This is a genomic window from Nonomuraea sp. LP-02 (genome assembly GCF_036289125.1).
Lineage (GTDB): Bacteria > Actinomycetota > Actinomycetes > Streptosporangiales > Streptosporangiaceae > Nonomuraea > Nonomuraea bangladeshensis.
In genome coordinates this window covers 6,598,898-6,625,015 of record NZ_JAXCLK010000001.1, presented here as the reverse complement: position 1 = coordinate 6,625,015, position 26,118 = coordinate 6,598,898, and the positions used below count along the sequence as shown (strand labels likewise).

General features: G+C 71.4%; 30 protein-coding genes and 2 tRNA genes. 20 read left to right on the top strand and 12 right to left on the bottom strand.

Going from position 1 to position 26,118, the window contains the following annotated elements; all coding sequences use genetic code 11:
- Nucleotides 1-10 precede the first annotated feature (10 nt).
- From SMD20_RS31250 to SMD20_RS31240, 3 genes are read right to left on the bottom strand one after another with little or no spacing between them, the layout of a single operon-like run.
- Nucleotides 11-373: a hypothetical protein gene (locus SMD20_RS31250; RefSeq protein ID WP_329588225.1), complete on the bottom strand. Its 363-nt coding sequence runs from the start codon at nt 371-373 to the stop codon at nt 11-13.
- Nucleotides 374-391: 18 nt separating this feature from the next.
- A complete protein-coding gene (locus tag SMD20_RS31245) occupies nt 392-1,030 on the bottom strand; it encodes a response regulator transcription factor (RefSeq protein WP_329588224.1) in 639 nt (212 codons plus the stop codon).
- A complete protein-coding gene (locus SMD20_RS31240; RefSeq protein WP_329588222.1) occupies nt 1,027-2,268 on the bottom strand; it encodes a sensor histidine kinase in 1,242 nt (413 codons plus the stop codon). Before SMD20_RS31240 ends, SMD20_RS31245 begins: the two co-directional genes overlap by 4 nt.
- A 145-nt stretch (nt 2,269-2,413) precedes the next feature.
- On the opposite strand from SMD20_RS31240, the gene SMD20_RS31235 reads away from it, so the two are divergent.
- Nucleotides 2,414-2,486: transfer RNA gene (locus tag SMD20_RS31235), tRNA-Arg, on the top strand.
- 104 nt (nt 2,487-2,590) lie between these two features.
- Here SMD20_RS31235 and SMD20_RS31230 read toward each other — a convergent pair.
- The gene (locus tag SMD20_RS31230; RefSeq protein WP_329588220.1) at nt 2,591-3,493 is read right to left on the bottom strand and encodes an RDD family protein; all 903 of its coding nucleotides are present in this window, start codon (nt 3,491-3,493) and stop codon (nt 2,591-2,593) included.
- Nucleotides 3,494-3,647: 154 nt separating this feature from the next.
- On the opposite strand from SMD20_RS31230, the gene SMD20_RS31225 reads away from it, so the two are divergent.
- Nucleotides 3,648-3,920 (top strand): hypothetical protein, encoded by a 273-nt coding sequence (locus tag SMD20_RS31225; RefSeq protein ID WP_329588218.1) that lies wholly within the window; start codon nt 3,648-3,650, stop codon nt 3,918-3,920.
- A 59-nt stretch (nt 3,921-3,979) separates the two neighbouring features.
- On the opposite strand, the gene SMD20_RS31220 is transcribed toward SMD20_RS31225, so the two are convergent.
- Together SMD20_RS31220 and SMD20_RS31215 are read right to left on the bottom strand one after the other, a co-directional pair.
- Entirely contained in the window at nt 3,980-4,342 is a 363-nt protein-coding gene (locus SMD20_RS31220) for a DoxX family protein (RefSeq protein WP_329588217.1), read from the bottom strand.
- Nucleotides 4,339-4,815: a cupin domain-containing protein gene (locus SMD20_RS31215; RefSeq protein ID WP_329588214.1), complete on the bottom strand. Its 477-nt coding sequence runs from the start codon at nt 4,813-4,815 to the stop codon at nt 4,339-4,341. Before SMD20_RS31215 ends, SMD20_RS31220 begins: the two co-directional genes overlap by 4 nt.
- Before the next feature lie 80 nt (nt 4,816-4,895).
- Between SMD20_RS31215 and SMD20_RS31210 the strand changes: the two genes are divergently transcribed.
- From SMD20_RS31210 to SMD20_RS31170, 9 genes are all read left to right on the top strand, one after another.
- On the top strand, nt 4,896-5,780 hold the full coding sequence (locus SMD20_RS31210) for a LysR family transcriptional regulator (RefSeq protein WP_329588212.1): 885 nt from the start codon (nt 4,896-4,898) through the stop codon (nt 5,778-5,780).
- Nucleotides 5,781-5,962: 182 nt separating this feature from the next.
- Nucleotides 5,963-6,256 carry a hypothetical protein gene (locus tag SMD20_RS31205; protein WP_329588210.1) on the top strand — a complete coding sequence of 98 codons (294 nt, stop codon included), beginning with the start codon at nt 5,963-5,965 and terminating at the stop codon, nt 6,254-6,256.
- A 342-nt stretch (nt 6,257-6,598) separates the two neighbouring features.
- The gene (locus SMD20_RS31200) at nt 6,599-7,006 is read left to right on the top strand and encodes a hypothetical protein (protein WP_329588208.1); all 408 of its coding nucleotides are present in this window, start codon (nt 6,599-6,601) and stop codon (nt 7,004-7,006) included.
- A gap of 641 nt (nt 7,007-7,647) precedes the next feature.
- Entirely contained in the window at nt 7,648-8,949 is a 1,302-nt protein-coding gene (locus tag SMD20_RS31195) for a hypothetical protein (protein ID WP_329588207.1), read from the top strand.
- A gap of 55 nt (nt 8,950-9,004) precedes the next feature.
- The gene (locus SMD20_RS31190) at nt 9,005-10,198 is read left to right on the top strand and encodes an AAA family ATPase (protein ID WP_329588205.1); all 1,194 of its coding nucleotides are present in this window, start codon (nt 9,005-9,007) and stop codon (nt 10,196-10,198) included.
- On the top strand, nt 10,195-11,433 hold the full coding sequence (locus tag SMD20_RS31185; RefSeq protein ID WP_329588203.1) for a vWA domain-containing protein: 1,239 nt from the start codon (nt 10,195-10,197) through the stop codon (nt 11,431-11,433). Before SMD20_RS31190 ends, SMD20_RS31185 begins: the two co-directional genes overlap by 4 nt.
- 89 nt (nt 11,434-11,522) lie before the next feature.
- Nucleotides 11,523-11,882, top strand: a complete 360-nt coding sequence (locus SMD20_RS31180; RefSeq protein WP_329588201.1) for a hypothetical protein — start codon at nt 11,523-11,525, stop codon at nt 11,880-11,882.
- Nucleotides 11,883-11,952: 70 nt separating this feature from the next.
- Nucleotides 11,953-12,705, top strand: a complete 753-nt coding sequence (locus tag SMD20_RS31175; RefSeq protein ID WP_329588199.1) for a PAS domain S-box protein — start codon at nt 11,953-11,955, stop codon at nt 12,703-12,705.
- Nucleotides 12,705-13,169 (top strand): hypothetical protein, encoded by a 465-nt coding sequence (locus SMD20_RS31170; protein ID WP_329588198.1) that lies wholly within the window; start codon nt 12,705-12,707, stop codon nt 13,167-13,169. The genes SMD20_RS31175 and SMD20_RS31170 overlap by 1 nt, the downstream gene beginning before the upstream one ends.
- A 9-nt stretch (nt 13,170-13,178) precedes the next feature.
- Here the strand turns inward: SMD20_RS31170 and SMD20_RS31165 are convergent, their stop codons facing one another.
- The 3 genes from SMD20_RS31165 to SMD20_RS31155 all read right to left on the bottom strand — a co-directional run bounded on the left by SMD20_RS31165 (nt 13,179) and on the right by SMD20_RS31155 (nt 16,321).
- Nucleotides 13,179-14,159 carry an LLM class flavin-dependent oxidoreductase gene (locus tag SMD20_RS31165; RefSeq protein ID WP_329588196.1) on the bottom strand — a complete coding sequence of 327 codons (981 nt, stop codon included), beginning with the start codon at nt 14,157-14,159 and terminating at the stop codon, nt 13,179-13,181.
- 107 nt (nt 14,160-14,266) lie between these two features.
- Nucleotides 14,267-15,604, bottom strand: coding sequence for a glycoside hydrolase family 6 protein (locus SMD20_RS31160; RefSeq protein WP_329588195.1), 1,338 nt, complete (start codon nt 15,602-15,604; stop codon nt 14,267-14,269).
- A 138-nt stretch (nt 15,605-15,742) separates the two neighbouring features.
- Entirely contained in the window at nt 15,743-16,321 is a 579-nt protein-coding gene (locus tag SMD20_RS31155; RefSeq protein WP_329588193.1) for a TetR/AcrR family transcriptional regulator, read from the bottom strand.
- A 142-nt stretch (nt 16,322-16,463) separates the two neighbouring features.
- Between SMD20_RS31155 and SMD20_RS31150 the strand changes: the two genes are divergently transcribed.
- The 6 genes from SMD20_RS31150 to SMD20_RS31125 are packed head-to-tail and all read left to right on the top strand — an operon-like array spanning nt 16,464 to nt 21,047.
- Complete coding sequence (locus SMD20_RS31150; RefSeq protein WP_329588191.1) at nt 16,464-18,239, top strand: MDR family MFS transporter; 1,776 nt, start codon at nt 16,464-16,466, stop codon at nt 18,237-18,239.
- A complete protein-coding gene (locus tag SMD20_RS31145; protein WP_329588189.1) occupies nt 18,236-18,664 on the top strand; it encodes a hypothetical protein in 429 nt (142 codons plus the stop codon). The genes SMD20_RS31150 and SMD20_RS31145 overlap by 4 nt, the downstream gene beginning before the upstream one ends.
- A complete protein-coding gene (locus SMD20_RS31140; protein WP_329588187.1) occupies nt 18,661-18,897 on the top strand; it encodes a hypothetical protein in 237 nt (78 codons plus the stop codon). Before SMD20_RS31145 ends, SMD20_RS31140 begins: the two co-directional genes overlap by 4 nt.
- A 12-nt stretch (nt 18,898-18,909) precedes the next feature.
- A complete protein-coding gene (locus tag SMD20_RS31135) occupies nt 18,910-19,386 on the top strand; it encodes a universal stress protein (protein WP_329588185.1) in 477 nt (158 codons plus the stop codon).
- A gap of 29 nt (nt 19,387-19,415) precedes the next feature.
- On the top strand, nt 19,416-20,150 hold the full coding sequence (locus tag SMD20_RS31130; RefSeq protein ID WP_329588183.1) for a M15 family metallopeptidase: 735 nt from the start codon (nt 19,416-19,418) through the stop codon (nt 20,148-20,150).
- Between the two features lie 12 nt (nt 20,151-20,162).
- Nucleotides 20,163-21,047 carry an NUDIX hydrolase gene (locus tag SMD20_RS31125; protein ID WP_329588181.1) on the top strand — a complete coding sequence of 295 codons (885 nt, stop codon included), beginning with the start codon at nt 20,163-20,165 and terminating at the stop codon, nt 21,045-21,047.
- Here SMD20_RS31125 and SMD20_RS31120 read toward each other — a convergent pair.
- Nucleotides 20,997-21,341, bottom strand: coding sequence for an STAS domain-containing protein (locus SMD20_RS31120; protein WP_329592730.1), 345 nt, complete (start codon nt 21,339-21,341; stop codon nt 20,997-20,999). The two genes, SMD20_RS31125 and SMD20_RS31120, sit on opposite strands and share 51 nt — an antisense overlap.
- 27 nt (nt 21,342-21,368) lie before the next feature.
- On the opposite strand from SMD20_RS31120, the gene SMD20_RS31115 reads away from it, so the two are divergent.
- Nucleotides 21,369-21,455 (top strand) — tRNA-Ser (locus tag SMD20_RS31115).
- Between the two features lies 1 nt (nt 21,456).
- Here SMD20_RS31115 and SMD20_RS31110 read toward each other — a convergent pair.
- Nucleotides 21,457-23,589, bottom strand: coding sequence for a MinD/ParA family ATP-binding protein (locus SMD20_RS31110; RefSeq protein ID WP_329588178.1), 2,133 nt, complete (start codon nt 23,587-23,589; stop codon nt 21,457-21,459).
- A gap of 114 nt (nt 23,590-23,703) precedes the next feature.
- On the opposite strand from SMD20_RS31110, the gene SMD20_RS31105 reads away from it, so the two are divergent.
- Both SMD20_RS31105 and SMD20_RS31100 read left to right on the top strand, forming a co-directional pair.
- Entirely contained in the window at nt 23,704-24,660 is a 957-nt protein-coding gene (locus SMD20_RS31105) for an NAD(P)H-quinone oxidoreductase (RefSeq protein ID WP_329588177.1), read from the top strand.
- A 5-nt stretch (nt 24,661-24,665) separates the two neighbouring features.
- On the top strand, nt 24,666-25,187 hold the full coding sequence (locus SMD20_RS31100; protein ID WP_329588175.1) for a bacterial proteasome activator family protein: 522 nt from the start codon (nt 24,666-24,668) through the stop codon (nt 25,185-25,187).
- Nucleotides 25,188-25,212: 25 nt separating this feature from the next.
- Here the strand turns inward: SMD20_RS31100 and SMD20_RS31095 are convergent, their stop codons facing one another.
- Nucleotides 25,213-25,971, bottom strand: coding sequence for a Cof-type HAD-IIB family hydrolase (locus tag SMD20_RS31095; RefSeq protein ID WP_329588173.1), 759 nt, complete (start codon nt 25,969-25,971; stop codon nt 25,213-25,215).
- Nucleotides 25,972-26,118: the final 147 nt, after the last annotated feature.

Genomic DNA, 26,118 nt, shown 5'->3' with positions numbered 1-26,118 from the left:
CGGCGGGTCGTCAGGTGTACATGCTGGGGTTGAGCCCGGTGCAGTAACCCGCGGACACGATCGACATCAGGGCCCACCCCATCATCAGCCCGAGCCCCAACCCGATTGACCACGACTTGCGCAGCAGCAGGAACGTCACCCCGAGCCCGAGCCCCAGCAACGCCAGGAACCCGGCACCCACCGCGATCGCCGCCGTGTGCGCCACGCTGATGGCCACGAGGCCCACGAAGAAGTTGATGACGACGAAGCCGAAGAGCCCCGCGAACGCCAGCCCGACGATCACCCCGGTGTTCCGCGGCTCCGGCCCCTGCCCGTGCGGCGGGGGCGGCGGGAACGGCGGTGGGGGTGGTGGTGGGGGCGGAGGCATGTTCACCCCGCTCACATTACGGTCCTAAGTGCTCTCTGAGTAGTAAATGGCCGCCTGGACGCGGCTCTTCAGGCCGAGCTTGTTCAGCAGGCGGCTGACGTGCGTCTTCGTCGTCGCCTCGGCCATGTCCAGCTCCCTGGCGATCTCGGCGTTCGACAGGCCGCGGGCGACGCAGGCCAGGACCTCGCGCTCGCGGGGCGTCAGGCCCTCGGGCGCCCGCTCCCTCAGCCGGGGTCCGCGGCTCCTTTCCGCGAAGGCGGAGATCAGCTTGCGGGTGACGGACGGGGAGATGAGGCCGTCGCCGCGGGCGACCACGCGTACCGCCTCGACCAGGGACTCGGCGTCGGTGTCCTTCAGCAGGAACCCGGCCGCGCCCGCGCGGAGGGCGCCGAAGACGTACTCGTCGAGGTCGAACGTCGTCAGGATCAGCACGTCGCTCACCCCCGCCAGCTCGCGGGTGGCCGAGATGCCGTCGAGACGCGGCATGCGGACGTCCATGAGGACGACGTCCGGCCGCAGCTCGCGGGCCATGTCCACGGCCCGCTCCCCGTCGCCGGCCTCGCCGACCACTTCGATGTCCTGGACGCCGTCGAGGATCAGCACGATCCCGGCGCGGACGGCGGCGTGGTCGTCGGCGACCAGGACGCGTACCGGCGGGGTCATGAGCCGGCTCCTCTCGGGAACATCAGGCCGACGACCTGCGACGACAGCCCGCTCATGCCTTCCGCGGCTGCCGGGCTGCGCTCCTCCGTCGGCAGCACCGCCACCACCTCCCATCCCCGTTGCGATGAGCCGGCCGTGGACGGACCGGCCTCGAAGGACCCGCCCACCAGCGCGGCCCGCTCCCGCATCCCCACCAGCCCGGCCCCGGCCCCGGGCAGCGCCCGCCGCTCGCCGCCGACCGCGTTCCACACCCGCAGGACCACCCGGTCCACCTCGTACGAGACCACCACCTCGACCGGCGACTCGCCGTGCTTGAGCGCGTTGGTGAGCGCCTCCTGCACGATCCGGTAGCCCGCGAGGTCGACGGCCGCGGGCAGTTCCCGTACCGTCCCCTCGACCCGCCACGAGCCCGTCATGCCCGCCGCCACAACCCGCTCCACCAGCACCTCCACCTCGGCCAGCCGCAGCCGCACAGCCTCGCTCCCCGGCCGCTCCCCTTCCTCAGGGAGGGCGTCCTCCTCCCTGAGCAGCCCGATGATGCTCCGCATCTCCGCCAGCCCTTCCACGCTGTTCTCCCGTACGGACTCCATGATCTTCCGTACCGTCCCCGCATCGAGATCCGTCCGCGACAGCGCGGCCGTGGACTGAATGGCGATGGCGCTGAAATGGTTGGCGATCAGGTCGTGCAGCTCGCGCGCCATCCGCGTCCGCTCCGCGGCGATGGCCGCCCGCCGGTCGAGCTCCGCCAGCCGCGCCACCTGCTCGGCCCGTACGCGCTCGACCGCCGCCCTATCCCGCTGCTCGCGGATCAGGAGGGCGCTCAGCACGGGCGTCACCAGCACCAGCGCCGCCTGCACCCCGATGACCGCCGGCAGCCGCCAATCCGCCGCCCAGAACCCCGCCCCGGCCCCGGCCCCGATCGCCAGCACCGCCGTCACCATCAGCAGCCCGCGCGCCAGCCGGGCCGACCCGTACAGCGCGGCCGCGTACAGGTTGTCGGTGAACACCAGCACCGTCCCCAGCGACGGCCCCACCACCGCGTCCAGCCCGACCGCCACCACCCCGAGCCCCAGGGAGACGACCGGGGCCCGCCGCCGTACCAGCACCCCCGCACACGCGATGGCCAACGGCACCACCAGCACCCACTCGGGCACCCCGCGCTCCAGCCGCGCCCCGCCCGCGATGAGCAACACCCCCACCCCGAACGCCAGCCCGGCCCCCCAAACCGTCCGCCTCACCCCTCCATCCCACCACCCCACCGTCATCCCGAGATCATCCCCCCTCGTGCGGCCGTGACCTGCGTGAACCTGGACGGCCAACACGAGATCGCGTTTTATGGTTCGAGGCACTCTCCGAAACCCGCTATGCTTGCTTACGCAGCGAGCGGCCGTAGCTCAATGGATAGAGCATCTGACTACGGATCAGAAGGTTAGGGGTTCGAGTCCTCTCGGCCGCGCACAGCAGCAAGGCCCGCTACCAGGGTTCCTGGGAGCGGGCCTTCGTGTTTGTCCGGGCAGGCGAGCGTGCGGTAGCGGCGTGCGCGGGTTCGTCTGGCGGCAGCTACAGCAGGTCGCGTACGACCCGGGTGCCGGCGAGGCGGTCGTGCAGGGTGCGAGCGGCCGGGTCGACCACCGACCACAGAACGTCCACCAGGAGCAGGACCAGCCCGTACTGTGGCACGCAGACGAGGACGGGGAAGCCGAGCGCGCGGATCGCGGCCCTGCGCCAGCCCGGCCAGTGGCCGGTGTCGGCGGAGACGACGCGGATGCGCATGAGCCGCTTGCCGAATGTCCGTCCTGTCAACGCGTAGAAGAACGCGGGCACGGCGACGAACAGCGATGCCGGCGCGTTGACTCCGAGCCAGTTCAGGAGGCCGTAATCCAGGCTGCTAAGCCCGCCCTCGAAGAGGCTCAGGAAAGCGACGAAGACCCAGTAATCGAAGATGAACGCCACCGCCCGGCGTCCGGTCGGCCCGCTCGGCCAGGTGTCCCTCGCGGTCCGGGTGGCCAGCAGCGCCAGCAACGCCGAGAGCAGGAGGGCCGACTCCGCAGGCCCGTAGGCGCGCGCCACGGTCGCGAACCATTCGCCGCTCAGCACGGGGATCATCGAGCAGCCGTCCTCGGCCACGTACGAGGGGGCGGCCGGTCTGACCATCGCGAGAAGGACGAGCAGGCCGGCTACCCGCCGGCCGGCGACAGCCTCGTTCCCGGTGACGGCCGACATCAGGAACCCCGTGAGGACGAGGAGCGAGGGCACACCCCATACGACGGCCAGGTCCGCGATCCCGTAGGCGTCTCCCAGGAGCGCTGACGCCAGTCGAGTGGAGTCGAAACCGCCCTCGAACCACCTTCCGCAGTCGAGGGCGGCATAGGAGGACCCGTACTCGACCTGCCAGGCGCTCCAGGTCGAGTACGCGGCAGGGGCCAGGGCGGACGCCCAAGCCAGGCGGGCTAATCGCGACACAATGATCTCCGGTTTTCGCAGCACCCTCGCGGTATGGCAGCCCTTCATATCACTGGTCTTGACGATTGCTCGTGGCCGGTGATCACTTGAAGGTGTTCTCCTTCCCGGATGTGAGGAGTCACCCACGATAAAGGTCCGCCGATTACATTCCGCTGTGCTCACCGTGGCGCTGGGCGCCGGTGTCCTGGCCGGTGCCGCACCCGCCTTGGCCGCCGCCCAGAGCGGCACGGCCACGGTCGGGTCGGCCGGGGGCTGGCCGACCCGGGACTGGTACCTGCAGGGCCCCTACCCGACCCTGGCCGACTGCGACGTCGCCTTCCAGGACGCTGCGCAGAACGGTCAATACACGGCGGTCCTCTACTGTCACTGGTTCCGCGGTGGTGGCCCTTATCTGCCGGGCTTCTACTACGAGGTGTACATCCCCTGATCAGGAGGCGCGCTGGGCAGCGATCAGCTCGTCAGCTCTTGTCGTCGTCCTCCACCTGTTCACAGCCATGTCGTCGCCAGCCAGACAGTGAGGGCCGCGGCGAGGAGAAGGGTGATGTTGAGGGCGATCTGGCGGTCGCCGCGGCGCAGGTGCAGGGCGGTCGCGCCGATCTGGAGGATCACGAAGCCGATGGCCGCGGCCAGGGCCAGCCAGGAGGCGATACGGGTCAGCGGCGGGAGGATCAGCCCGAGCGCGCCGAGTACCTCGATCACGCCGATGGCCCTGACGGCCGGCATCGGCGTGTCGTCCACCCAGGCCATCATCGGGCGGAGCCGTTCGCGGCTCCGGACCACCTTCACCCCGCCCGCGTAGAGGTAGAAGAGGGCGAGCAGGCCGGCGACGATCCAGTACGCGACGTTCACGGCGTCCGTCCAGGAGTGGCAGGCTCGGTGGCGTAGCGGCGCATCGCCTCGATGTTGGCCTGCGGAGTTAGCGTCTGGCCACCGGCGATCATGTTCTCCAGGTCGCGGAAGTACTGCACGTAGAGATCGGGCGTGAACGTGCTGAGCATGACGGCCGGTTCGTCGGTCACGTTGGCGAAGGTGTGCGGGGCTCCAGGCGGGACCATCACGAGCGTTCCCGCCGTCGCGTCGTAGTCCTGGTCGCCGACCGTGAACCGCACCGCGCCGGAGATGATGTAGAAGCCCTCGTCGTGCTGGGCGTGCCGGTGCTGCGGCGGTCCGGGCGTGTGCGGCGCGAGGACGGATTCGGCGATTCCGAGGCGGTGCCCGGTGTTGCTGCCGTCTTCGAGGACGCGCAGTCGCGTGGTGCCCAGGACGATCGTCTCGCCGTCGCCCGGGCCGACCACCGATACGGTCGTTGGCTGATCGGTCATGTCTCGATCCCACCGCCGGCGCACTGCGACTGTCCAAGATCTGTTCTGTGCCGCCGATACCGTACGGGTATCGTCGCACCATGGAGCTACGCACGCTGCGCTATTTCGTGGCGGTCGCCGACGAACTCCACTTCGGCCGGGCCGCCGCCCGGCTGCACATGAGTCAACCGCCGCTCAGCCGGGCGATCAAGCAGTTGGAGAACGAGGTCGGCGCCGCGCTGTTCGACCGCTCGCCCTCCGGCGTCTCGCTCACCCCGGTCGGGGCCGTGCTGCTGGACGAGGCGCGGGCCCTGCTCGACCAGGCCGACCGGTTGCGCGTACGCGTGGCCTCGGCGGCCGGCACCGCGGTCATCACAGTGGGCTTCCTAGGGGACACCGCCGACCCGAGTGCGGCCCGGCTGGCCGACGCCTACCGTCGCAAGCACCCGCAGGTCGAGGTCCGCATCCGCGAGACCGACCTGACCGATCCCACCTGCGGCCTGCACGCTGGGCTGGTCGACGTGGCCCTGACGCGCGGGCCGTTCGACGAGACCGGTCTGACCGTACGGGAGTTGCGCGCCGATCCGGTGGGCGCGCTGGTGCGCGCGGACGATCCACTGGCCGGGCGGGACAGCGTGCAGCTGGCCGAGCTGGCCGACCGCCGCTGGTTCCTGTTCCCGGAGGGTACGGACCCCGTCTGGCAGTCGTACTGGAACGGAGGGGCACCTCGGGAGGGCCCGGTGGTGCGTGCCGTCCAGGAGTGCAGGCAAGCCGTTCTCTGGAACGGCACGGTCGGCATGACTCTCCTGAACCACCCGCAGGCGGACGGCCTCGCCGTGGTGCCGCTGATCGACATGCCGCCGAGCCGGGCGGTGGTGGCGTGGAACGAGGGCGACACGAATCCGCTGATCCGCTCGTTCGTCCGGCTCGCGGTCGCCGCCTATCGGGAGGAAGCGTCCCCTGGCCGCGCAGCCGCATCACCTTGATCATCGTTGGGTGCGACGATCGGATTCGGAGTTCGCAAAAGGCAGATTTGGTCACGGCTTTTGACGATTGCTCGCTCTGACCAGTGGCGGAAAATGCTGCCTTGACTAAGGTCTTGACGATTGTTCGTGGCCGGTGATCACTTGAAGGTGTTCTCCTTCCCGAATGTGAGGAGTCACCCACCATGCAGATCCGCCGATTACGTTCCGCTGTGCTCGCCGTGGCGCTGGGCGCCAGTGTCCTGATCGGTGCCGCGCCCGCCTTCGCAGGCACCCAGACCAGCACGGCCGTGGCCACCGCGGGCTGGCCGACGCCGGACTGGTACCTGCAAGGCCCCTACCCGACCCTGGCCGACTGCGACGTCGCCTTTGAGGACGCCGCGCAGAACGGTCAATACACCGCGCTCGTCGGCTGTCACTGGTTCCGCGGAGGTGGCGTTTGGCGGGCGGGTTACTACTACGAGGTTTACATTCCCTGAGGAGAGGCGCCGACGCCGATGAGCGAGGCCCGCTCCCAGAGGTCCTTGGAGCGGGCCTCGCGTCGGCGGAAGAATGGTCGAGTGGCGGGCTTTGCCGATCGGCCGGCAGGCTTTCCGTGTGAACAATGACGGCTTACTTGGACGCCTTTTCAGCGCCGGCGGTGCCCTGGTCGTGAACGTCGGCCTGCTGCCGGCGTCGAGGGCCGCCGTCCTCTGGGTACGCCACCGTTGCAGGCCGTGGCGCTCGCGGTTGTGGCGGTGCTCGCTGTGACTTGGGAACCGTACGTTCCGCTGCATTGACGGGCATCGCCAGAAGGTTGCCCTGTCCAGCAGAATGGCGCTGTGGCGAATTCCGTCGAGGCACCCCCGATGTCGGTCACTCTCAAGGCGGCTCGCATCCTCATCACGATCCAGGTGGCATTCGGCCTGGTGGGCGCCGGGCTCTTCCTGGCTCTTTTCTTCTCCAGCTTCCTCTGGCAGTACCTGCCCGGACTCGCCTATGTCGCGGGAAGCACGGCCCTTCTCGGATGGCTGCTCAGCCGGTGGAACAGTCGGCGGGTCTACCTGCGCTGGTCGTTCGTCGCCATGCAGGTGGTGCCGGTCGGCGCCGATGTCGTGGACATGATTCTCTATTCCACCGTCGACTGGCGGTCGGTGGTCGTCGGAAACAGTCTCGGCTGGGCGGTGGTCGTTCTGCTCTTGTTGCCCTCGGCCGGGCGGTGGTTCGATAAGCCCCGTGAGCTTCGGTAATTACGCCCGTAGGGTGCGTGATCCTGCTCTGCCTTTTCGGTGGCGGGTGTCGGCTTTGCGCTCCTGCGTGCAGTTGTACAGGCCGCTCGGATTTCAGGCGACCCTGAGCTATTTGGAGGCCAAGGCGGGCCGGTTCCAGCGGGAGGAGCCAGCGCTGTTGCGGGCGTTGGCGCTGGTCGAGGCCAGTCGGGCGGCTCGGCAGGTCGCGGTGCGGGCTTATGCGGCGAGGCGGCGGGAGGCCAAGAAGCGTGGTCGGCGGGTGCCGGGGGCAGGGGAAATTGATCCGAATGTTCAGGCGCATTTCTACTGGTACGGAGCTCCGCGGGAAGCCGCTCTTTTCGCGTTGTGGTTCTGGCGGGAGCGTCGTTCACCTGAGTTGACGTCGGCGGAGCTCGTTGAATGCGTTGAGGAATGCCTTCGGACGACGGCCGGGCAACGTGATTCTCTCGTCGTCCGGGTCAGGGAGGTCGAGTCGCGGCTCCAGTCGTGGGAGCTGTTGCCGGTCGTCCGGCACGTCGAGGTCGCTCTGGGATTGTGGACGGATTCTGGCTTGATCGGGACGGGGGTCGTGGCTATATCCTGATCGGGATGAACCTCTCTTTCAGCAGATTGGGGGTCCCGTTCGCGCAAGGTGAGTGCTGATGCGCTCCATGATCGCGGACGAGGAGTCTCGCCTTCTTCTCTGGCTGCGCGTGCGCGAGTTCGCCGTGCCGCCCACCATGATCGAACGTGCGACCGCCCGCCGTGCCGTCGGCGACTGGGCGGGGGCGTGCGCCGCGGCGCGCGTGGACGTCGATCTCGACCTGCGTTCCGTGGCCCGCGCCCATGGGCATGAGGTCGCGGCACGCGTACGGGATGATCTCCGGCAGCTGGCTCCTGAGCTGCTGCGCTGGCACCTGCCGCGGGTCGCGCCCGACGGTCTGCTGCGGCCGGGGCTGACCGTCCCGCTCGCGAGGTACGCGCCCGGGTTGCGGCTCGTGGCGCGTACGCCGCCGGTCCGGGCGGCGGCGGGGCAGCGGTTCGGCCTGGAGCTGTGGGACGCGGACCGGCCCGTGGCGCGCGGGCATCCGCATCCGCGGCCCCATCGGTGTTTCCGGCTCGACCTGCATCGTCACCTGTGGGACGTACGCAGGGTGGATGAGCTGCGGACACGGTCGGGCGGCGGGCGACCCGTCCCTGGGCTGCCGAGCGGGTGCGCCGCGGATCGGTGGCCGGACGAGGCGCGGCTGCTGCTGCGGGCGGACGGACAGGACGGGCAGGGCGAACAGGGCGAGCAGGACAGGCAGGGCGGTGACGCGGTCGTCGTACGGCTCGGCGGGCGGCGGCGGCTGTTGCTGGATGTCTCGGCGCCGGAGCCCCGAATCACGACAGGCGGCGGTGCCGGGCTGCCGATGTTGCCGGACGCGGCGACGTGGGTGCTGCCTGACCTGGCGCTGCTGCGGGCGGGGCTGATCGAGGCCGATCGGCTGCATCCGCTCGTCGCAAAAGCACTCGTACCCGGACACGCGGGTGCGAAGCGGAGCGGTGCCGCAGAAGGCGGCATGCAGCTGGTCCAGTGCCGTGACGCCCTGCACCGGGTCGGGCTCGTGGACGGCGTGCTCGTTCCGCTGGATCACTCGGCCGACGAGGTACGCCGCGAGGAGCTGCTGGCGGCGCTGGGCGGCCCCCCGCTGCCCTGCCTGGCGGCGATCGAGCTGGCGCACCGCGATCCGAGCTCGCTCGACGACGTACGGGGACGGCTGGACCACGGGGACGTCGCCGGGGCGCTGGCCGTCGTCGAGCGGCTGCTCGGGCCGGGTGCGTCGCTGCCCGACGGCCCACTGCGGGACGAGCTGGAGCGGGCGGCCCGGCGACGGGTGACTCGTGGGCTGTTCCGGGCGGAGCTGGACGAGCTCGGGCCCGCCCCTGCGAGGCCCGCCCGTTCCCCCCGGCGTACGCGCTGATTCCTGGGCCGCCGCGGCCCGCACAACGAGACTTTCGAAGGTGATCCCCTTGTCCATGGACGTCGCTGCCGACCTGCTCGCCCTCCTCCACGACACCGCCACGGAACCCCGCGCCGACCCGCAGCTGGAGGCGCTGGCCCTGACCGTCGCGGCCGACCTGCCAGTCCTGCTCTGGGGAGAGCCGGGCATCGGCAAGACCGCCGCCCTGACGCAGCTCGCCGAGTCCCTCGACCTGCCGCTGACGACGGTGATCGCCAGCGTGCACGAGCCGTCCGACTTCTCCGGCCTGCCGGTGGTGGGGGACGATCCCGCCACGCAGGGCGTCCCGATGGCCCCGCCGGACTGGGCGGTCCACCTCGCGCGGGAGGGGCGGGGGCTACTCTTCCTGGACGAGTTGTCCACCGCGCCGCCGGCGGTGCAGGCCGCGCTGCTGCGGCTCGTGCTGGAACGGCGGGTCGGCGCCCTGCGGCTGCCCCCCGGCGTACGGATCGTGGCGGCGGCCAACCCGCGCTCGTCGGCCGCCGACGGCTGGGAGCTCAGCCCGCCGCTCGCCAACCGGTTCGTGCACCTGCAGTGGGCCCACGATCACGACGTCGTGGTACGCGGCCTCGGCGGCACCTGGCCGCGGGCGTCGCTGCCGCGGCTCGACCCGGCGCGGAAGCAGGAGGCGGTGGCGTTCGCCAGGCGGGCGGTGTGCGGGCTGCTGGCCGCCCGTCCCGCCCTCGTGCACCAGCTCCCGCAGAACGAGGCCCGCCGCGGCGGCCCCTGGCCCTCGCCCAGGAGCTGGGACATGGCGCTGCGCCTGGTCGCCTTCGCCACGGCGGCGGGCACGTCGCGCGAGGTGCTGTCCATGCTGGTCAGGGGCACTGTCGGGGACGGCCCTGGGCTGGAGCTGCTGGCCTCGATGGACCGGATGGACCTGCCGGATCCCGAGACGCTGCTGGCGGACCCCGCGGGGGCGGAGCTGCCGGAGCGCGGTGACCTGCGGCAGGCCGTGCTCGACGGCGTGGTGGAGGCGGTGCGGAGACGTCCGGACAAGCCGCGGTGGGACGCGGCGTGGGCGGTTCTGGGCCGGGCGCTGGAGAGCGGGCCGCCGGACCTGGTGGTGGTTCCGGCGTCCACGCTCGCCGCGTTGCGGCGGGCGGACTGGGACGTCCCCGCGTCGATCGACAGGCTCGCCGGCGTGGTGTCCCTGGGCAGGCAGGCCGATCTGGCCGCGGCCAGGGTGGCGGCGAGGCAGGGCGGATGACGGACACGTCGGAGAAGGTGCCGGAGAAGGTGTTCGCCGCCCGGCTGTACGCCGCCCGCGCCCGCCCCTATCTGGCGACGGCGCTGTACGCGCTGCACGTGGTCGAGTCGCGGCGGGTGCCGACGATGGCCGTGGACCGGCACTGGCGCTGCTACGTCTCGCCGGCGTTCGTCGCCGCGACCCCGGTCGAGGAACTGGCGGGGGTCTGGGTCCACGAGGTCTCCCACCTGCTGCGCGACCACCACGGGCGCGGCGACCGGGTCGCGGCCGAGCGGGGGCTCACCGGGCCGGGCGAGCGGCTGCGCATGAACATCGCCGCCGACCTGGAGATCAACGACGACGTGTACGGCGACGGGCTGGCCTGCCCGGACGGCGCCGCCAAGCCTGCTGACCTGGGGCTTCCCGAGGGCGAGCTCATGGAGGACTACCTGCGCATGTTCCGGCTGGGGCCGTACACGCAGGATCTGGCCTGGCTGGACTGCGGCAGCGGTGCCGACGGGCTGGACCGGGTCTGGGACCTCGGGCCGGACGGCGCGGACGGGCTCAGCGAGCAGGAACGGGACGCCGTGCGCTTCCGGGTGGCCCAGGGCATCGCCGGCCGCCCGGGGAGCGTGCCGAAGGGGTGGCGGCGGTGGGCCGAAGAGGCGTTCCATCCGCCCCAGCCGTGGCGGGAGCTGCTCGGGGCGGCGATCCGCGCGGCCGCCTCCGGCCCGGGGGCGGGCGAGGACTACACCTACGGCCGGCCGGCGCGGCGCTCGGCCGCGCTGCCCGGCGTCGTCCTGCCGAGTCTGCGGCGCCGGCCGCCGCGGGTCGCCGTGGTCGTGGACACGTCGGGGTCGGTCAGTGACGCCGAGCTGGGCAGCGCGCTGCTGGAGGTCGCGGCGATCGTCCGCGCGGTGGGCGGGCGGCGCGACCTGGTCAGCGTGGTGTCGTGCGACGCGGCGGCCGGGGTGGTGCAGCCGCTGTGCCGGGCCGAGGGGATCGCGCTGGTGGGCGGCGGCGGGACGGATCTGCGCCGGGGGTTCGCGCGGGCGCTCAGGACGGAGCCGCGGCCGGACGTCGTGGTGGTCCTCACCGACGGGCAGACCCCGTGGCCGGAGGCGCGGCCGATGTGCCGGACGGTGGTGGGGCTGTTCCCCCGGGAGCGGCGGGCGTCGTGGCGCGAGGACGACCCCGGCTACGTGCCGGACCGGCCGCCCGCCTGGGCGCGCGTGGTGGAGATCGACACAGCGTGAGTTGATGGTCACGCAGGTGACATACTCGGGACGTGCCCGCCTGTATCCCTCGCGAGGATGCCCGTTGTCTCGGCGGCGCCTTGCCCACGATGGTGCTCAGGTCGGCCGAGCCCGTCGTCCAGCTTCCCCGGTTCCGGCTGGCCGGCAACGGCAGGCCCGCGACGTGTTCCGGCTGTGTGCTCACGCCCGGCGTGACCTTCTCCCTGGTCGAGGGGCCGGGGAGGTTCCGGCTCATGGTGGAGGGGATCACGCACCACGACGAGGCCGACGGGCGCTTCGCCTGGCTCGGCCACGTGGAGCGGGCCGGCGGGGCGGTGATCGCGGTGGTGGGCTCCTGGGACGCCGCGTACGACTGGGCGGGGCTCGCGGCGGGCGGCCGGGCCAGGGGCGGTTATGTGCCGATAGTCCGGAGGGCCGGCTGGGAGGCTCGCGAGTTAAGGACAACCTAGAAGGAAATTGGATAGCCGAAAGGTAAATCATGCCATCCCATTGCTAACTATCTGGATTAGTATCACCACTGTGCGTGACGACCTGGCGGCGCGACTGGTGCGCAGAATCGGGCGGCGCGGGGCGTCGCTGGTCTTCGTCGGGCTGCTCAGCCTGGTGATCGGCGCCTCGCTGGTGTTCGCCGAGCCCGAGCAGCGCACCTTGCCCGCCTTCACGATCCTGGCCGGGCTCGCCCCGCTGTCCGTCTGGGCCGCCGCCTGGTTCGCGGTCGGCGTGTTGTGCCTGGTGCAGACGTTCATGCGGTCCGACAGGGTCGCCTTCGCCGCGGCCACCGCCCTGCTCCTGATGTACGGCCTGATCTTCCTGTCCTCGACCTTCACCGGGCAGAACCCGCGCGGCTGGGCGACGGGGGCGGTCTGGCTGGCGTTCGGCGGCTGGATCGCGCTGATCGCCACCTGGCCGGAGGCGGCGCACCTGCCCCGGGTGCCGGTGTCCGGCGGGGCCGCCGTCGTCGTCGCCGACTCCGCCGGCACGATCCTGTCGTGGAACCCGCAGGCCAAGAGGATGTTCGGCTGGAGCACGGACGAGGCCGTCGGCCGCCCGCTGACGGCGCTCATGCCCGACCGCTACCGCGTGCGGCACGACGAAGGGCTGGCCCGGGTCCGCGCCAAGGGCAGGTCCGACCTTTCCGGCGAGGTCATCCCGCTGATGGGGCTGCGCCGCGACGGCACCGAGTTCCCGATCTCGCTGACGGTCAACGCCTGGCACACCGACGACGGCATCACCTACACCGGCGTGATTCGGGCCTTGGGGAGGAGGCCGTAGTGTCCGGGATCGCTGACCTGCTCATCCAGATCGCCATCGCGGTGGTCCCCCTCGGGGTGGCCTACCTCGCGTTCAAGTCGGCGACGGACGCCAACAGGAAGACCCAGCAGACCGCGCTGATGCAGGCCGAACGGCAGGCGGAGCTGGAGCGTTCCAAGGTGGACGCGGAGGCGTTCACCCGCGCGAAGATCATCTACGAGGACGCGCTGAGCCAGATGGAGCGGCAGATGGAGCGCGTGCAGAGCCAGGCGACGCAGCTCGGCACCGACCTGCTCGCCGAGCAGAGCAGCTCCACCGCGATGCGCAACCACATCCGCCGCCTCCAGGCGCAGATCCGCGCCCTGGAGCGCACGGTGGTCGCGCTGCGCACGCAGCTCGTCACGGCCGGGCTGACGCCCGCGCCGGTCTCGGAGGCCACCGGCCCTTACGCGGTCAACCTCCAGCGACCGCGCCCGGAGGACTGAGCAAGGGCGTCAGAGGTCGTACGCCTGCGCCAGCAGCTCGGCCGAACGCAGCCACAGCTTCCGGTCGGGGGCGGAGAAGGCGACGATCAGCTCGTCGGCGCGCGCGTGTTCGGCGAAGCGGTCCACATACTCCTTGACCTCGGCCTGGTCGCCGACCGCCGAGTACTTCATCATCTGCAGGAGCTGCTGCCCGGCGGGCGATTCGAGGATCATGTCCGCCTCCTCCGGGGTGAACGTACGGCCCCGCCCGAGGAACCTGCTCACCCGCAGCCGCTTGGCCTCCAGGAACTGCTCGCGCGCCTCCTCGCCGGTGTCGGCGGCGATGACGTTGAGCGCGGCGATCACGTACGGCCGGTCGAGCTGCGCGGACGGCTTGAACTCGGTGCGGTAGACGGTGACCGCCTCCTCCAGCGCCGCAGGGGCGAAGTGTGAGGCGAAGGCGTACGGCAGCCCGAGCATGGCGGCGAGCTGCGCGCCGAACAGGGAGGAGCCGAGGATGTACAGCGGCACGTTCGTGCCCTTGCCCGGGGTGGCGTGGACGCCGGGGATGCGGGTCTCGCCGGTCAGGTAGCCCTGGAGCTCCAGCACGTCCTGCGGGAACGTGTCGGCGGCCGACGGGGTGCGGCGCAGGGCCCGCATGGTGTTCTGGTCGCTGCCGGGGGCGCGGCCGAGGCCGAGGTCGATGCGGCCCGGGTGCAGGGTCTCCAGGGTGCCGAACTGCTCGGCGATCGTCAGCGGCGAGTGGTTCGGGAGCATGACGCCGCCCGCTCCGAGCCGGATCGTCCGGGTGTGGGCGGCGATGTGAGCGATGAGCACGCTGGTCGCCGAGGAGGCGATGCTGTCCATGTTGTGGTGCTCGGCGTACCAGACGCGGCGGTAGCCCAGCTCCTCCGCGCGCTGCGCCAGGGCGACGCTGGCGGCGAAGCTGTCCGCGGCCGTCTCGCCGTCGCCGATGTGCGCCAGATCAAGGATGGACAGCGGCAAAGCCATGAGTACGCGCCTTTCGTCGATGATCTGGCTTTTTGCAACAGCGACGAGGGCGCGGATATTTCAGCCGCCCGCCGGACCCCGGAGCGCGGGGCCCGGCGGGCCGACGGTCAGGACGCGGTGCAGGTCACCTGCGACGGGGTGGTGTTCTGGCCGCTGGAGTTGACCAGGAAGCCGAACGTGGTCCCGGCGCCGGCGGACAGGTTGCCGTTCCAGGACAGGTTGGTGACGGTGACGGCGCTGGAGCCGGAGAGGTTGCCGTTCCAGAGCTGGGTGATGGTCTGGCCGCTCGGCAGCGTGAAGCCCACCCGCCAGCCGGAGATCGGCGACGAGCCGGTGTTCTTGACGGCGACCTCGCCCTGGTAGCCGCCCTGCCACTGGCTGGCGATCCGGTACGTGGCCGTGCAGCCGGAGGGGCCGCTGGTGGGGGTGACGGTCGGGGTGACGGTGGGAGTCACCGTGGGGGTGACGGTCGGGGTCGGCCCGTCCGTGGGCGGCGGGGCCGCGATGGCCAGGTCGTACGCCCGCTGCGGCACGAACTGCCCGGCCGCCGCGATGCACCCGTCCGCCTCGCCGGGCGGCTTGACCCAGAGGAAGGCGTCGATCGCGGAGTCGCCGGTGTTCGTGGTGCTCCAGGTGCCGGTGGCGCGGCCGCCCGGGTCGCACCACTCGCTGCCGGACGGTCCGTTGCCGTTGCGGCTGGTGTCGATGACGGCCTTGAGCCGGGAGACGCCGGTCGCGGAGATCACGTTCTTCGCGTACGACACCAGGCCGGGCGAGGAGCGGTAGTTGGAGGTGTTGACGGCGATGCCGTCGGCGCTGTTGGCCACGTCGGCCCCGTTGAGCCGCGAGGCGGCCTCGGAGGCCGACAGCCAGGCGTCGTGGCCGATGTCGAAGTAGACCTTGGCCTGGCCGCGCAGCTTCTTGCCCGCGTACGCCATGGACGCCTTGACCTGGGCCTGCTCGGAGGCGTTCATGCAGTTGGTCATGATGGCCAGGGCGTCGGGCTCCAGGATGACGGTGGCCGGGCGGCCGGCCAGGCCGAGCGCGATCTGGTCGATCCAGGCCCGGTAGGAGGAGTGGTCGGGGGCGCCGCCGGCGCTCGCGCCACCGCAGTCGCGGTTGGGCATGGCGTACACGACCATGATGGGGACCTTGCCGGCCGAGGCGGCGGCGCCGACGTAGGCGTCGACCTGGGAGCGCACGGTGGACGGGTTGTAGCTGGCGAACCAGCGGCCCTGCGGCACGGCGGCGATGCGGTCCCTGATGACGGGGGTGCGGCTGTCGCCCGGGTTGGCGGCCACCCATTTGGCGGCGTTGGTCTGGGGGTCGACGTAGAAAGCGGAGTCGGCGGCCTGGGCGGTGGACGAGGACATGACGACCGCCCCGGCCGCGGCCATGGCGGCCGCCGTGAGGAACGCCGCCAGCACGGGCCTTCTGCGAGACATGCAATCACTCCGTTGGTTGTGTGGGAGCGCTCCCACCGGCACCACGGATGGTAGGTAGCCGTTCACGCCGCTTCAAAGACCTCCGACCGCTCGCGGGCACGTCGCCGCAGGCCAGAGCGGGCGCGAGAGGTGAAACTTTCACTCCTCCAGGCAGGCGCGGAAGACCTCGGTGAGCCGGTCCACGTCGCGATCTGTGGGGACCGCGGGGCCGAGGCGGCGGCGCGTGGCGCCGACGCCGAGGACGACGGCGGTGGCCATGCGGGCCCGCGCCAGCGCGTCGGGGCCGCCGCCGAGCCGGGCCTGCAGCGGCTGGAGCACGGCGGTGATCAGGCGTTCGCGGCCCACGTCCACGATCTCGGGATGGCGGGCCGAGCGTTCGAGCGCGCGCAGGATCGGGCTGTCCGGGGGGCGGCGCATGCGCTCGGCGGCGTACTCGGCCAGCCGGCGCGGCAGCTCCGCGCGCCCGCCTTCGAGCAGCCAGTCGATGGTGGGCTCGCCCTCCAGGACCGCGGCGAACAGCCCGGCCTTGGAGCCGAAGTAGCGGCCGACCAGCGCGATGTTCGCGTCGGCCGCGGCGGCGATCATACGGACGGTGACCTGCTCGTATCCCTGCTCGCCGAACAGCGTGCGCGCCGCCTGCAGGATGCGCTCGCGCGTGGCCTCGCGCCCGCGCGGCCTGCTCTCGGTCGCCTGGCTCTCGGTCACCTGGGCCTCCATGTTCCGCACTCTACTCACGTGAGGGTGTGCTGACCCCCGCTTGCCGCGCGGCTAGTAAACATGCGTATACTCGCGTCGGGTAAAAACGGTATGAAGGGGATGTGGTGTCTTGGTAGCCCAAGCGCACGCCGCAGCTCCCCCCGTGAAGCGGACCTACACCCACCGCGAGATCCTCGAGGTCATGTCCGGGCTGATGCTCGCGATGCTCACGTCGATGATCTCGACCTCGGTGGTGGGCACGGCTCTGCCGACGATCGTGGGGGAGCTCGGCGGTCAGGACCAGTACTCATGGGTGGCCAGCGCCACCATGCTGACGATGACGGTCTCCACGCCGCTGTGGGGCAAGCTGTCCGACCTGTTCGGGCGCAAGCTGCTCTTCCAGACGGCGCTGGGACTGTTCGTGTCGGCGTCCTTGGTGGCGGGCCTCTCGCAGGACATGGGACAGCTCATCGCGGCCCGTGCCGTGCAGGGCCTGGGCGTGGGTGGTCTGTCGGCGCTCTCCCAGGTGATCCTCGGGGACATCGTCTCGCCCCGCGAGCGTGGCCGGTACTCCGGCTACATGGGAGCGGTCTTCGGCATCTCGACGGTCGCCGGACCGCTGCTCGGCGGGTTCATCGTGGACGCCGACTGGCTCGGCTGGCGCTGGTGCTTCTACGTCGTGGTGCCGTTCGCGGCGGTGGCGTTCATCGTCATCCAGAAGGTGCTGCGGCTGCCGCCGGTCAAGCGCAACACCTCCATCGACATCTGGGGCGCGACCACCATCACGGCCAGCGCGAGCGCGCTCATGCTGCTGCTCACGCTCGGCGGCAACGAGTTCAAGTGGAACTCGTTCTGGACGTACTTCCTGGCCGCGACGGCCCTGCTCATGCTGGCGCTGTCGGTGCTGTCCGAGCGCACGGCCAAGAACCCGATCCTGCCGCCTCGGCTGTTCCGTAACCCGACGTTCGTGCTGACCAGCCTCGCCTCGCTCTTCGTCGGCATGGCGATGTTCGGCGCGATGATCTACCTGCCGCAGTACCTGCAGATCGTCAAGGGCATGAGCCCGACGAACTCCGGTCTGATGACGCTGCCCATGGTCGTGGCGCTGTTCCTGTCCGGCGTCATCTCCGGCAAGATCGTCACCAACACCGGCAAGTGGAAGATCTTCCCCGTCGCCGGCCTGCTCATCGTGGCCATCGGGCTGTTCATGCTGTCGCGGCTGCACGTCGACTCCAGCGAATGGCTCATCGGCTTCGACGTGGCCGTGCTCGGCGTCGGACTGGGCCTTTCCATGCAGATGCTCATCCTCGCCGCGCAGAACGGCTCCGAGCTGCGGGACATGGCCTCGACCACGTCCGGCGTGTCGTTCTTCCGCTCGCTGGGCGGCGCCGTCGGCGTGGCCGCGTTCGGCGCCATCCTGACAGGCCGGCTCAAGGACGAGATGGCCACGCTGATCGCGGAGGCCGGCATCAAGGTACGCGGCGGCGGGGACGTCAAGCTCGGCAGCCCGGACGCCATCCAGGCGCTGCCCGGGCCGCTCAAGAACATCGTGCTGGAGGCGTTCACCCGCGGCCTGGAGACCGTGTTCATCGTGGGCGTGCCCATCGCGCTGCTCGGCTTCATCGCCACGCTCTTCCTCAAGGAGCTGCCGCTGCGCGGCTCCACCACGCCGCCCGCCGAGCCGCAACCGCTCAGCAAGGACGACCTCGTCCTCGCCGGGCTGCTGCTGGAGCTCGTGGCCCAGCGGGTCGAGCGGGCCAACGGCGAGCCGTCCGCGCTGCTCACCGCGGTCGCCAGGATGGCGCCCGAGGACGCCAGGTCCGAGCGCGAGCGCGCCAGATCGGTGGCGCAGACGGTGCTGCGCCCGACCTCGCGCGCCCTGCTCGCGCAGGCCACGCCGGCACAGAAAGACCTCGTCACAGGAGGAATCCCCCAATGATTCGCAAGTTCGTGGGCGCCGTCGCCTCCACCCTGGCCGTGCTGGCCGGGCTGTGGCTGATGATCGCCCCCTGGGCCCTCGGCAGTCAGCCGGAGAACCGTGACTGGACCGACATCACCACCTCCGAGTTCTGGACCGGTCTCGGCGTGGCCGTCGTGGGGCTCGCCGGCGCGATCAGCTTCGCCCTCGCCATCTACGAGGACCTGGTCGTCCGCGGCGCCGTCGTCGTGAAGCCGCGCCGGGTCGAGCCCGAGCCCGAGATCGTGCCGGCCGCGCCGCCGCAGGCGTCCTCGGCCGAGCTGGCGACCCTGCTCGCCCCGCTCGTCGAGGCCCTTCGCGAGGACCTGAACCGGACCGACCGCGCCGGCGGCGAGCACCGGCAGAACGGCAGGACCACCCTGGTCGGAACGGAGGAGAACCGATGAAGGCGAAGCTGGGCGTAGGCGCCCTGGTCGTGCTGTTCCTGGGCGGCCTGTGGCTGGTCGCGGCCCCGTTCGCGGTCGGCTACCAGCCGAGGGGCGCCGAGTACGCCGACGCGACCGTCAACGACCTCTGGGTCGGCGGCGGCCTCATCGGGATCGCGTTCGTCGCCCTCGTCGTCTACGCCGCCGACGCCCTGCGCGAGCTCGCGCGCCGCGGCAAGCACGCCGAGAGCTGACGCGAGAGCGCCGTGTCCGGCGGTGACGTCGACCCCCGCTGGGAGCCGCTGGCAGGCCGGCTCCCCGACGGGGCGTTCGAGATCGGCAAGGACGGCGCCGGCCTGCTGGTGGTGGGGTTCGACGGGTCCGGGCCGAGTCGCAACGCGCTCGCGTACGCGGCCGGGCTGGCCCGCAGGGACAACGCCTCGCTGCTCGTCGTCTTCGTCGAGTCGCTGAACAGCGCGTCCCTGTGGTTCTTCGCCGGCTCGCCCATCATCCCCGACTCGGCGGCCGACCTCACGGAGGACCTCAAGGACGAGCTGAGGGGCAGCGGCGTGCCGTGGCGGTTCGTCAGCGTCCGGGGCGACGCGGCCCGCGAGCTGGAGACGCTGGCCAGCTCCTACATGGCCGACGCCATCGTGGTGGGGCGCTCGCGGCGCTCCCTGTTCGGGTCGGTGGCGGGCGCGCTGGCGAAACGGGCTCGCCGTACTGTGCTGATAGTCCCCTGACCTGGCAAGACGTCGCATATGGTGGCTAGATGAAGCGTGCTGTCGCCATGGCGTTCGTGGCCCTCACGACCGTGTCGTGCGGCGCGACGCCGCCCGTCGCATCGTCCGCTCCCTCACCGGAGCCGCCTGCGAGCTCAACATCGGCTCCGGCGTCGCCGACGGCGACGCCCACAGCCTCGCCGAGCGCCACCGCGCCGCCCGCGTTCGCGGCGAAGGTGACCGCCGTCGCGCGCGACCGCCTGCCCTACTCCTGGCGGCCCGGCTGCCCGGTCAGCTACCGGGATCTGCGGCTGGTGACGCTGTCGTACTGGGGGTTCGACGACAAGCCGCACACCGGCGAGCTCGTGGTGCACAAGAGCGTCACCGACGACATCGTGACGGTCTTCAGGAAGCTGTACGGGTGGCGCTGGCCCATCAGGCAGATGAAGCTCGTGGACGCCTTCAAGGCCGACGACTTCGCCTCGATCGAGGCCGACAACACCTCGGCCTTCAACTGCCGGCGGGCGACCGGGTCCAGCAACTGGTCGAACCACGCCTACGGCAAGGCGATCGACGTCAACCCCCGCGAAAACCCATATGTCACCGCAAGTGGCAGCACGGCGCACAAAAACGCCGAAAAGTTTACCGAGCGCCCGATGAAGGGCAAAGGTGTGATCAATCCCGGCGACAAGGTCGTGAAGGCGTTCGCGCAGGTCGGCTGGGAGTGGGGCGGCTACTGGTCCGGCACCAAGGACCTCCAGCACTTCTCGAAGGGCGGAGGCTGACACAATCACGCCATGGCGGCTAAGGACGGCGACGGCTGGATCGAGTGCGCGCAGGGCCATCGGCACTGGGGGCTGCACGGAGCGTCGGGGCTCCTGCTCGTGCACCACGACCCCGTCGGCACTCCGTACGTCCTCATGCAGAAACGGGTCTGGTGGAGCCACCACGGCGGCACCTGGGGGCTGCCGGGCGGCGCCCGCGACAGCCACGAGGACGCCGTCGCCTCGGCGCTGCGTGAGGCCCGCGAGGAGGCCGCGCTCGGCCCCGACGAGCTGCGGGTGCAGGGCGTCTACCTCGACGACCACGGCGGGTGGGCGTTCGAGACGGTGATCGCCGAGACCGCCGAGCTGCTGGACGCCGCCCCCGCCAACCAGGAGAGCACCGAGCTGCGCTGGGTCGCCCTGCCCGAGATCGCCGCGCGCGAGCTGCATCCGGGCTTCGCCGCCACGTGGGGCACCATCCAGGGGATGCTCCAGCCGGAGACGATCGTCCTCGACGTCGCCAACATCGTCGGCGCGCGGGCCGAGCACGGCTGGTGGCGCGACCGGGCCGGGGCCGCCGCGCGGCTGCTGGAGGACGTCGCCGGGCTCGGGCTGCGGCATCCGGTGCTGGCGCAGTGGTTCCCGAGGGTCGTCGCGATCGTCGAAGGGGCGGCCAAGGACGTGCCCGGCCTGCCCGGCGTCCACGTGGTGCCCGCCACGGGCAGCGGCGACGACACGATCGTCGAGGTCGTACGCCAGGCCCGGCCCTGGGAGCGGGTGCTCGTCGTCACCGCCGACCGGGAGCTGCGGCAGCGGGTGGGCGAGCTGGGCGCGGAGTGCGTGGGCCCGAGCTGGCTGCTGTCGCAGCTAGGCCGGCACCACACCGTCGAAGACGGCCTTGAGCCCGGTCACCTCTAACACCCGCTCCAGCACCCCGTGCACGCCAACCAGGGTCAGCGAGCCGGCATGGGCCGCGACCCGGCGCTGATGCTCGACCAGCGCCCACAGGCCGCTCGAATCGCAGAAGTCGAGCAGGCTCGCGTCGACGACGACGTCCACCCTGCCCTCGGCGAAGAGCGCGGTCAGGCTCTCCTTCAACAACGGCGCGGTGAGCTTGTCGAGCTCGCCGATCACGTGGACGCGCGCGCGGGGGCCGCCGCGCTCCACCTCGACGTCGAGATCCGCCACCTCCTGAACGTACACCGGCGTCATCACAGCCGCTATCGTGGTTTCCGCACAGGAGGGTTCGCATAGTGGACGAGTGCAGCCGCCTTGAAAGCGGCCAGGTCAGCGATGGCCTCGTGGGTTCGAATCCCACACCCTCCGCTCACTCCCTCAGGGTGGCGAAGCCGTCGCCCACGTGCGCGGCGAGCTTCAGGTAGGCCTCCCGCGTGCTGTCCTGGAGCCGGTCCAGGTCGATCTCCGCGCCCTCCTCCAGGTGCGGGTCGTACGGCACCTGCACCACGGCCCGGCACCGGGCCGCGAAGTGGGCCTCCAGCTTCTGGATGTCCACCGCCGACTTCGAACGCGGCCGGACACTGCACAGCACCACCGTCGCGTTCTTCACCAGATCGCCGTAGTGGTGGGCCTCCAGCCAGTCGAGCGTGGCCGAGGCCGCCCGCGCGCCGTCGACCGACGGGGAGCTGACCAGCACGATCTGGTCGGCCAGCCCGAGCACGCCGCCCATCGCCGAGTGGAGCAGGCCGGTGCCGCAGTCGGTGATGCAGATCGAGTAGAAGTTCTCCAGCACCTGCGAGACGGCCTGGTAGTCGGCGCCGCTGAACGCCTCCGACACCGACGGGTCGCGGTCCGAGGCCAGCACCTCCAGCCGGGACGGCGCCTGCGAGGTGAACGCCCTGATGTCGACGTAGCGCTTGACCTGGTCGCGCTCGTTGAGCAGGTCGCGCACGGTGGCCGAGGTCTCCAGCACCAGCTTGTCGGACAGCGTGCCCCGGTCGGGGTTGGCGTCGACGGCGATGACGCGGTCGCCGCGCACCTGGGCCAGCGTGGCGCCGAGTCCGACGGTGGTCGTGGTCTTGCCCACGCCGCCCTTCAGGCTCAGCACGGCCACCCGGTGGTGGCCGGTGGTGACCGGGGTGCGGGCGCGGTTCATCAGCTCGCGGCGGCGGCGGACCTCCGGCGGCTCGCCCGGCTTGATCCAGCCGCCGGACGCCTTGTAGACGAGGCGGCGCCAGCCCTTGGACGGGGCGTTGCGCCGGCCGCGGAGCAGGGTCTCGGGGTCGAGACTGTCGGCGGTCGGGCGGCCGGTGACCGGCGGGCGGGGCGGGGAGGTGAACACGGGGACGGGGGCCGGGCGGCGGCGGACGACGGGCGGGATGTCACGTTCCGCCGGGCGCCACTCCTGCTGCTCGGTCCACTGGGGGCGGTCCTGCCGCTGAAGCGGCTCGCTCCCAGCGGGCTCGCTCGCCGGGCGCTCGCCGCCGGACGGCTCCGCGCCGGAGGGCTTCGAGCGGGACGGCTCGGGTCCGAAGGGGCCGGACCCGAGCGGGTCGGGGCGGGCCGGCTCGGGAAGGGGCAGCTCCTGCTCGAAGGCCGCGGGCTCGTGGGGCCGCTCCGTGCGGTGCCCGGCGGTCTCGGCCGTGTTCGTCTGCGGGGCGGGGTTCGTCTGCGGGGCGGGCTCGTCCTTGGGGAGGCCGGCGACGGGACCCGCGGGCCGGTCGCCGGGCGTGCCCTCACCAGGGGACCCGGCGCGGGACTCAGAACGTGGGTCGGCGCCGCTCAGCTCGGTGCTGAACGCGGCGTGAGGCTCCGGTTGGGGTCCTGAGTCGGGTTGGCCCCATTTCGGGGGCTCGTTCCTGGGCTGGGTGGCGGCCCAGGGCTCCGGCTGCTCCTCCTGCGCGGGCTCCTCGGCCCGCGCGGGCTCCTCGAACGCCCCCCGCCGCCATCCGCCCGGCTCCGACGGCCGCGACCAGTCGGCCGGCGGCCAGGTCTCGTCCGCGCGCCGCTCCTCGGGACGGTCCTCGGGCGCGTCCTGGCGTCCTTCCTCGGGCCTGTCCGCCGCGGGCGGCTCGGGGGACGGCTTGAACGTCAGCCCGTACGCGTCGGTGTCCTCGGGCCGCGGCAGCGGCTTGAGCGGCGCGTGGAACGGATCGTCCACGGCGGGAGCGGGCGGCTGGTCCCGGTTGATCTCCCGCAGTGCCTCGCGGGTGATGTCCGTGGTGGCCGCGTCGCCAAGCCATCCGGCATCGGCGTCGGCGGCAGCGGCGGGCTCGGCGTCGGCGGCCACGACGGAGTCGGCGGCCGCGCGGAACAGCGTCGGCGCCGGGGTGTCGGGCTGCGCGGGAACCAGCGACCACGGGTCCTTGGGGTACGGCGAGACCGGCTCGTCGGCAGCCGCGGCCGAGGCGCCGACGGTGACCGGGGTCTCGTCGCTCTCCTTGATCGCGTCAAGCCAGGCCAGCTGTTCCTCGAGAGATTCCTCTCGATCGTGTCTTGCCACCGTGTTCCCCCTCGGGTGGGTCTAAAGGGGCAGCAAATACCTTGCAGGTTAACGCGCTGGCAACCGGTCCAGCCCACCAACCCACAACTTCTTTGCCCGGCTACCGTGGATCGCATGCGAGCCATTGAGATCACCCGGCCCGGCGGGCCGGAGGTGCTGGAGTGGCGCGAGGTGCCCGACCCCGAGGTCGGACGGGGGGACGTCCTCATCGACGTCACCGCCTCGGCGCTCAATCGTGCCGACGTCCTGCAGCGGAGCGGCCACTACGACCCGCCGCCGGGGGCGCCGCCGTACCCGGGGCTGGAGGTCTCGGGCGTGGTCGCCGAAGTCGGCGCGGACGTCGAGCAGTTCAAGCCCGGCGACGAGGTGTGCGCGCTGCTCGGCGGCGGCGGTTACGCCGAACGCGTAGCGGTGCCGTGGCAGCAGGTCATGCCGGCGCCCGAGGGCGTGCCGCTCAAGGAGGCCGCCGGGCTGCCGGAGGTCGCCTGCACGGTCTGGTCCAACGTCTTCATGCTGGCCCGGCTGCGCAGGGGCGAGACGCTGCTGGTGCACGGCGGGGCCAGCGGCATCGGCACGTTCGCCGTACAGCTCGCCAAGGCGCTCGGCTCGCGCGTGGTCGCCACCGTCGGCAGCGCGGAGAAGGCCGAGCGGGTGCGCGCGCTCGGCGCGGACGAGGTCGTCAACTACCGCGAGGAGGACTTCGCCGAGAAGGTCCAGGCCGACGTCATCCTCGACATCATGGGGGCGAAATACCTCGCGGGGAACCTCAAGGTCCTGCGCACCGGCGGCCGGCTGGTGATCATCGCGCTCCAGGGCGGCAGCAAGGCCGAGATCAACCTCGGCGCCCTCATGGCCAAGCGCGCCTCCGTGCACGGCACCACGCTCCGCGCCCGGCCGGTGGACGAGAAGGGCGCGATCGTCCGCAGCGTCGTCGAGAACGTGTGGCCGCTGGTCACGGGGGGTGCGGTGCGCCCGGTCGTGTACGCCGAAGTCCCCATGTCCGATGCTGCCGAAGCGCACCGTATGTTGGATTCCGGGGAGCACGTCGGCAAGATCCTGCTAGTACGGTGAGTGTTATGAACGCTGAGGACAACAACACCCCTCACATCGTGGTGGTCGGCCCCGATTTCCAGGGAAGTCAGGGCGATAGCAGCGAAGAGGACCGTTCGGTCACCCAGCTGGTCGAGCAGCCGGCGAAGGTGATGCGCATCGGCAGCATGATCCGCCAGCTTCTGGAGGAGGTGCGCGCGGCTCCTCTCGACGAGGCCAGCCGCAAGCGGCTGAAGGACATCCACGCCTCCTCGATCAAGGAGCTGGAGGACGGCCTGGCGCCGGAGCTGGTGGAGGAGCTCGAGCGGCTGTCGCTGCCGTTCACGGACGACACCGGCGCCCCGCCGAGCGAGGCCGAGCTGCGCATCGCGCACGCCCAGCTGGTCGGCTGGCTCGAAGGGCTGTTCCACGGCATCCAGACCACGCTGTTCGCGCAGCAGATGGCGGCCCGTGCGCAGCTTGAGCAGATGCGCAGGGCGCTGCCCGGCGTGCCGCAGCCGTTGGACGAGTCCGGGCGTCCCCACGGGGGTTCCGGGCCCTACCTGTAAGCCGTCTCCCGCCCCCGCCCGAGGGTCAGAACAGCTTCTCCAGCACCTGCGCGACGCCGTCCTCGTCGTTGGTCGCGGTCACGTGGTCGACCGCCGCCAGCACGTCGGGATGCGCGTTCGCGACGGCGTACGACGTGCCTGCCCAGCCCAGCATGGGCAGGTCGTTCGGCATGTCACCGAACGCCACCACCTCGCCCGCCGCGATGCCCTGCTCCTCGGCGAACGCCGCCAGCGCCGTGGCCTTGGTCACACCTTGGGCGCTCATCTCGATCAGCCCCCGCCGGCTGGAGTGGGTGGCCGTCACCAGGTGGCCGACCAGGTCGTGCACGACGGCGTGCAGTTCGTCCGCGTCCATGTGGGGGTGCAGGGCGAGCAGCTTGGCGCAGGGGCGGGCGGTCATGGAGGCGGCTGCCCGCGCCTCGACCGCCCGGCGGTCCAGGAAATCGGACTCATGCGCAAAACCGGCTTCATACTCGACCGAAAATACGAGATCGGACACGTTCGCTCTTAGCTGAGCGACGACTTCCTCAAGGACCTCCGCCTCGATGAGGTGGGATTCCACTATCCGCTCGGTATGCAGGTCGTAGATCAGGGCCCCATTCGCACAGATCGCGAGCCCGTGGTGACGTACCGCACCCGCCACACCCCCCATCCACCGGGGCGGCCGGCCGGTCACGAACACGAGCATGGCACCGGAGTCCTCGACGCGGGCGAAGGCCGCGACGGTCCGGGGAGACACGGTTCCGTCCCGGCGAAGGGCGGTTCCGTCCAGGTCGGTGGCCACAAGGCGGGGTGTCGGGTCGCTGCGCATAACAGGTTCCAGTTTGCCCGGTGAGGCCGCCTGACAGAAATCTTCGATCGGACGGAACACCGACGCGCCAGAATGGTGTTAGATGTGATGGCGTTGTATTAGCTGATCCCGTAGTGAAAA

What these genes read in the sequence shown, in the direction of transcription:
- SMD20_RS31125 (WP_329588181.1), top strand. Translation starts at nt 20,163, where the DNA reads ATGGCGGCTAAGGACGGCGACGGCTGGATCGAGTGCGCGCAGGGCCAT.
- SMD20_RS31185 (WP_329588203.1), top strand. Translation starts at nt 10,195, where the DNA reads ATGACGGACACGTCGGAGAAGGTGCCGGAGAAGGTGTTCGCCGCCCGG.
- SMD20_RS31210 (WP_329588212.1), top strand. Translation starts at nt 4,896, where the DNA reads ATGGAGCTACGCACGCTGCGCTATTTCGTGGCGGTCGCCGACGAACTC.
- SMD20_RS31190 (WP_329588205.1), top strand. Translation starts at nt 9,005, where the DNA reads ATGGACGTCGCTGCCGACCTGCTCGCCCTCCTCCACGACACCGCCACG.
- SMD20_RS31165 (WP_329588196.1), bottom strand. Translation starts at nt 14,159, where the DNA reads ATGGCTTTGCCGCTGTCCATCCTTGATCTGGCGCACATCGGCGACGGC.
- SMD20_RS31140 (WP_329588187.1), top strand. Translation starts at nt 18,661, where the DNA reads ATGAAGGCGAAGCTGGGCGTAGGCGCCCTGGTCGTGCTGTTCCTGGGC.
- SMD20_RS31120 (WP_329592730.1), bottom strand. Translation starts at nt 21,341, where the DNA reads ATGACGCCGGTGTACGTTCAGGAGGTGGCGGATCTCGACGTCGAGGTG.
- SMD20_RS31195 (WP_329588207.1), top strand. Translation starts at nt 7,648, where the DNA reads ATGCGCTCCATGATCGCGGACGAGGAGTCTCGCCTTCTTCTCTGGCTG.
- SMD20_RS31105 (WP_329588177.1), top strand. Translation starts at nt 23,704, where the DNA reads ATGCGAGCCATTGAGATCACCCGGCCCGGCGGGCCGGAGGTGCTGGAG.
- SMD20_RS31180 (WP_329588201.1), top strand. Translation starts at nt 11,523, where the DNA reads ATGGTGCTCAGGTCGGCCGAGCCCGTCGTCCAGCTTCCCCGGTTCCGG.
- SMD20_RS31245 (WP_329588224.1), bottom strand. Translation starts at nt 1,030, where the DNA reads ATGACCCCGCCGGTACGCGTCCTGGTCGCCGACGACCACGCCGCCGTC.
- SMD20_RS31145 (WP_329588189.1), top strand. Translation starts at nt 18,236, where the DNA reads ATGATTCGCAAGTTCGTGGGCGCCGTCGCCTCCACCCTGGCCGTGCTG.
- SMD20_RS31155 (WP_329588193.1), bottom strand. Translation starts at nt 16,321, where the DNA reads ATGGAGGCCCAGGTGACCGAGAGCCAGGCGACCGAGAGCAGGCCGCGC.
- SMD20_RS31205 (WP_329588210.1), top strand. Translation starts at nt 5,963, where the DNA reads ATGCAGATCCGCCGATTACGTTCCGCTGTGCTCGCCGTGGCGCTGGGC.
- SMD20_RS31130 (WP_329588183.1), top strand. Translation starts at nt 19,416, where the DNA reads ATGAAGCGTGCTGTCGCCATGGCGTTCGTGGCCCTCACGACCGTGTCG.
- SMD20_RS31100 (WP_329588175.1), top strand. Translation starts at nt 24,666, where the DNA reads ATGAACGCTGAGGACAACAACACCCCTCACATCGTGGTGGTCGGCCCC.
- SMD20_RS31215 (WP_329588214.1), bottom strand. Translation starts at nt 4,815, where the DNA reads ATGACCGATCAGCCAACGACCGTATCGGTGGTCGGCCCGGGCGACGGC.
- SMD20_RS31160 (WP_329588195.1), bottom strand. Translation starts at nt 15,604, where the DNA reads ATGTCTCGCAGAAGGCCCGTGCTGGCGGCGTTCCTCACGGCGGCCGCC.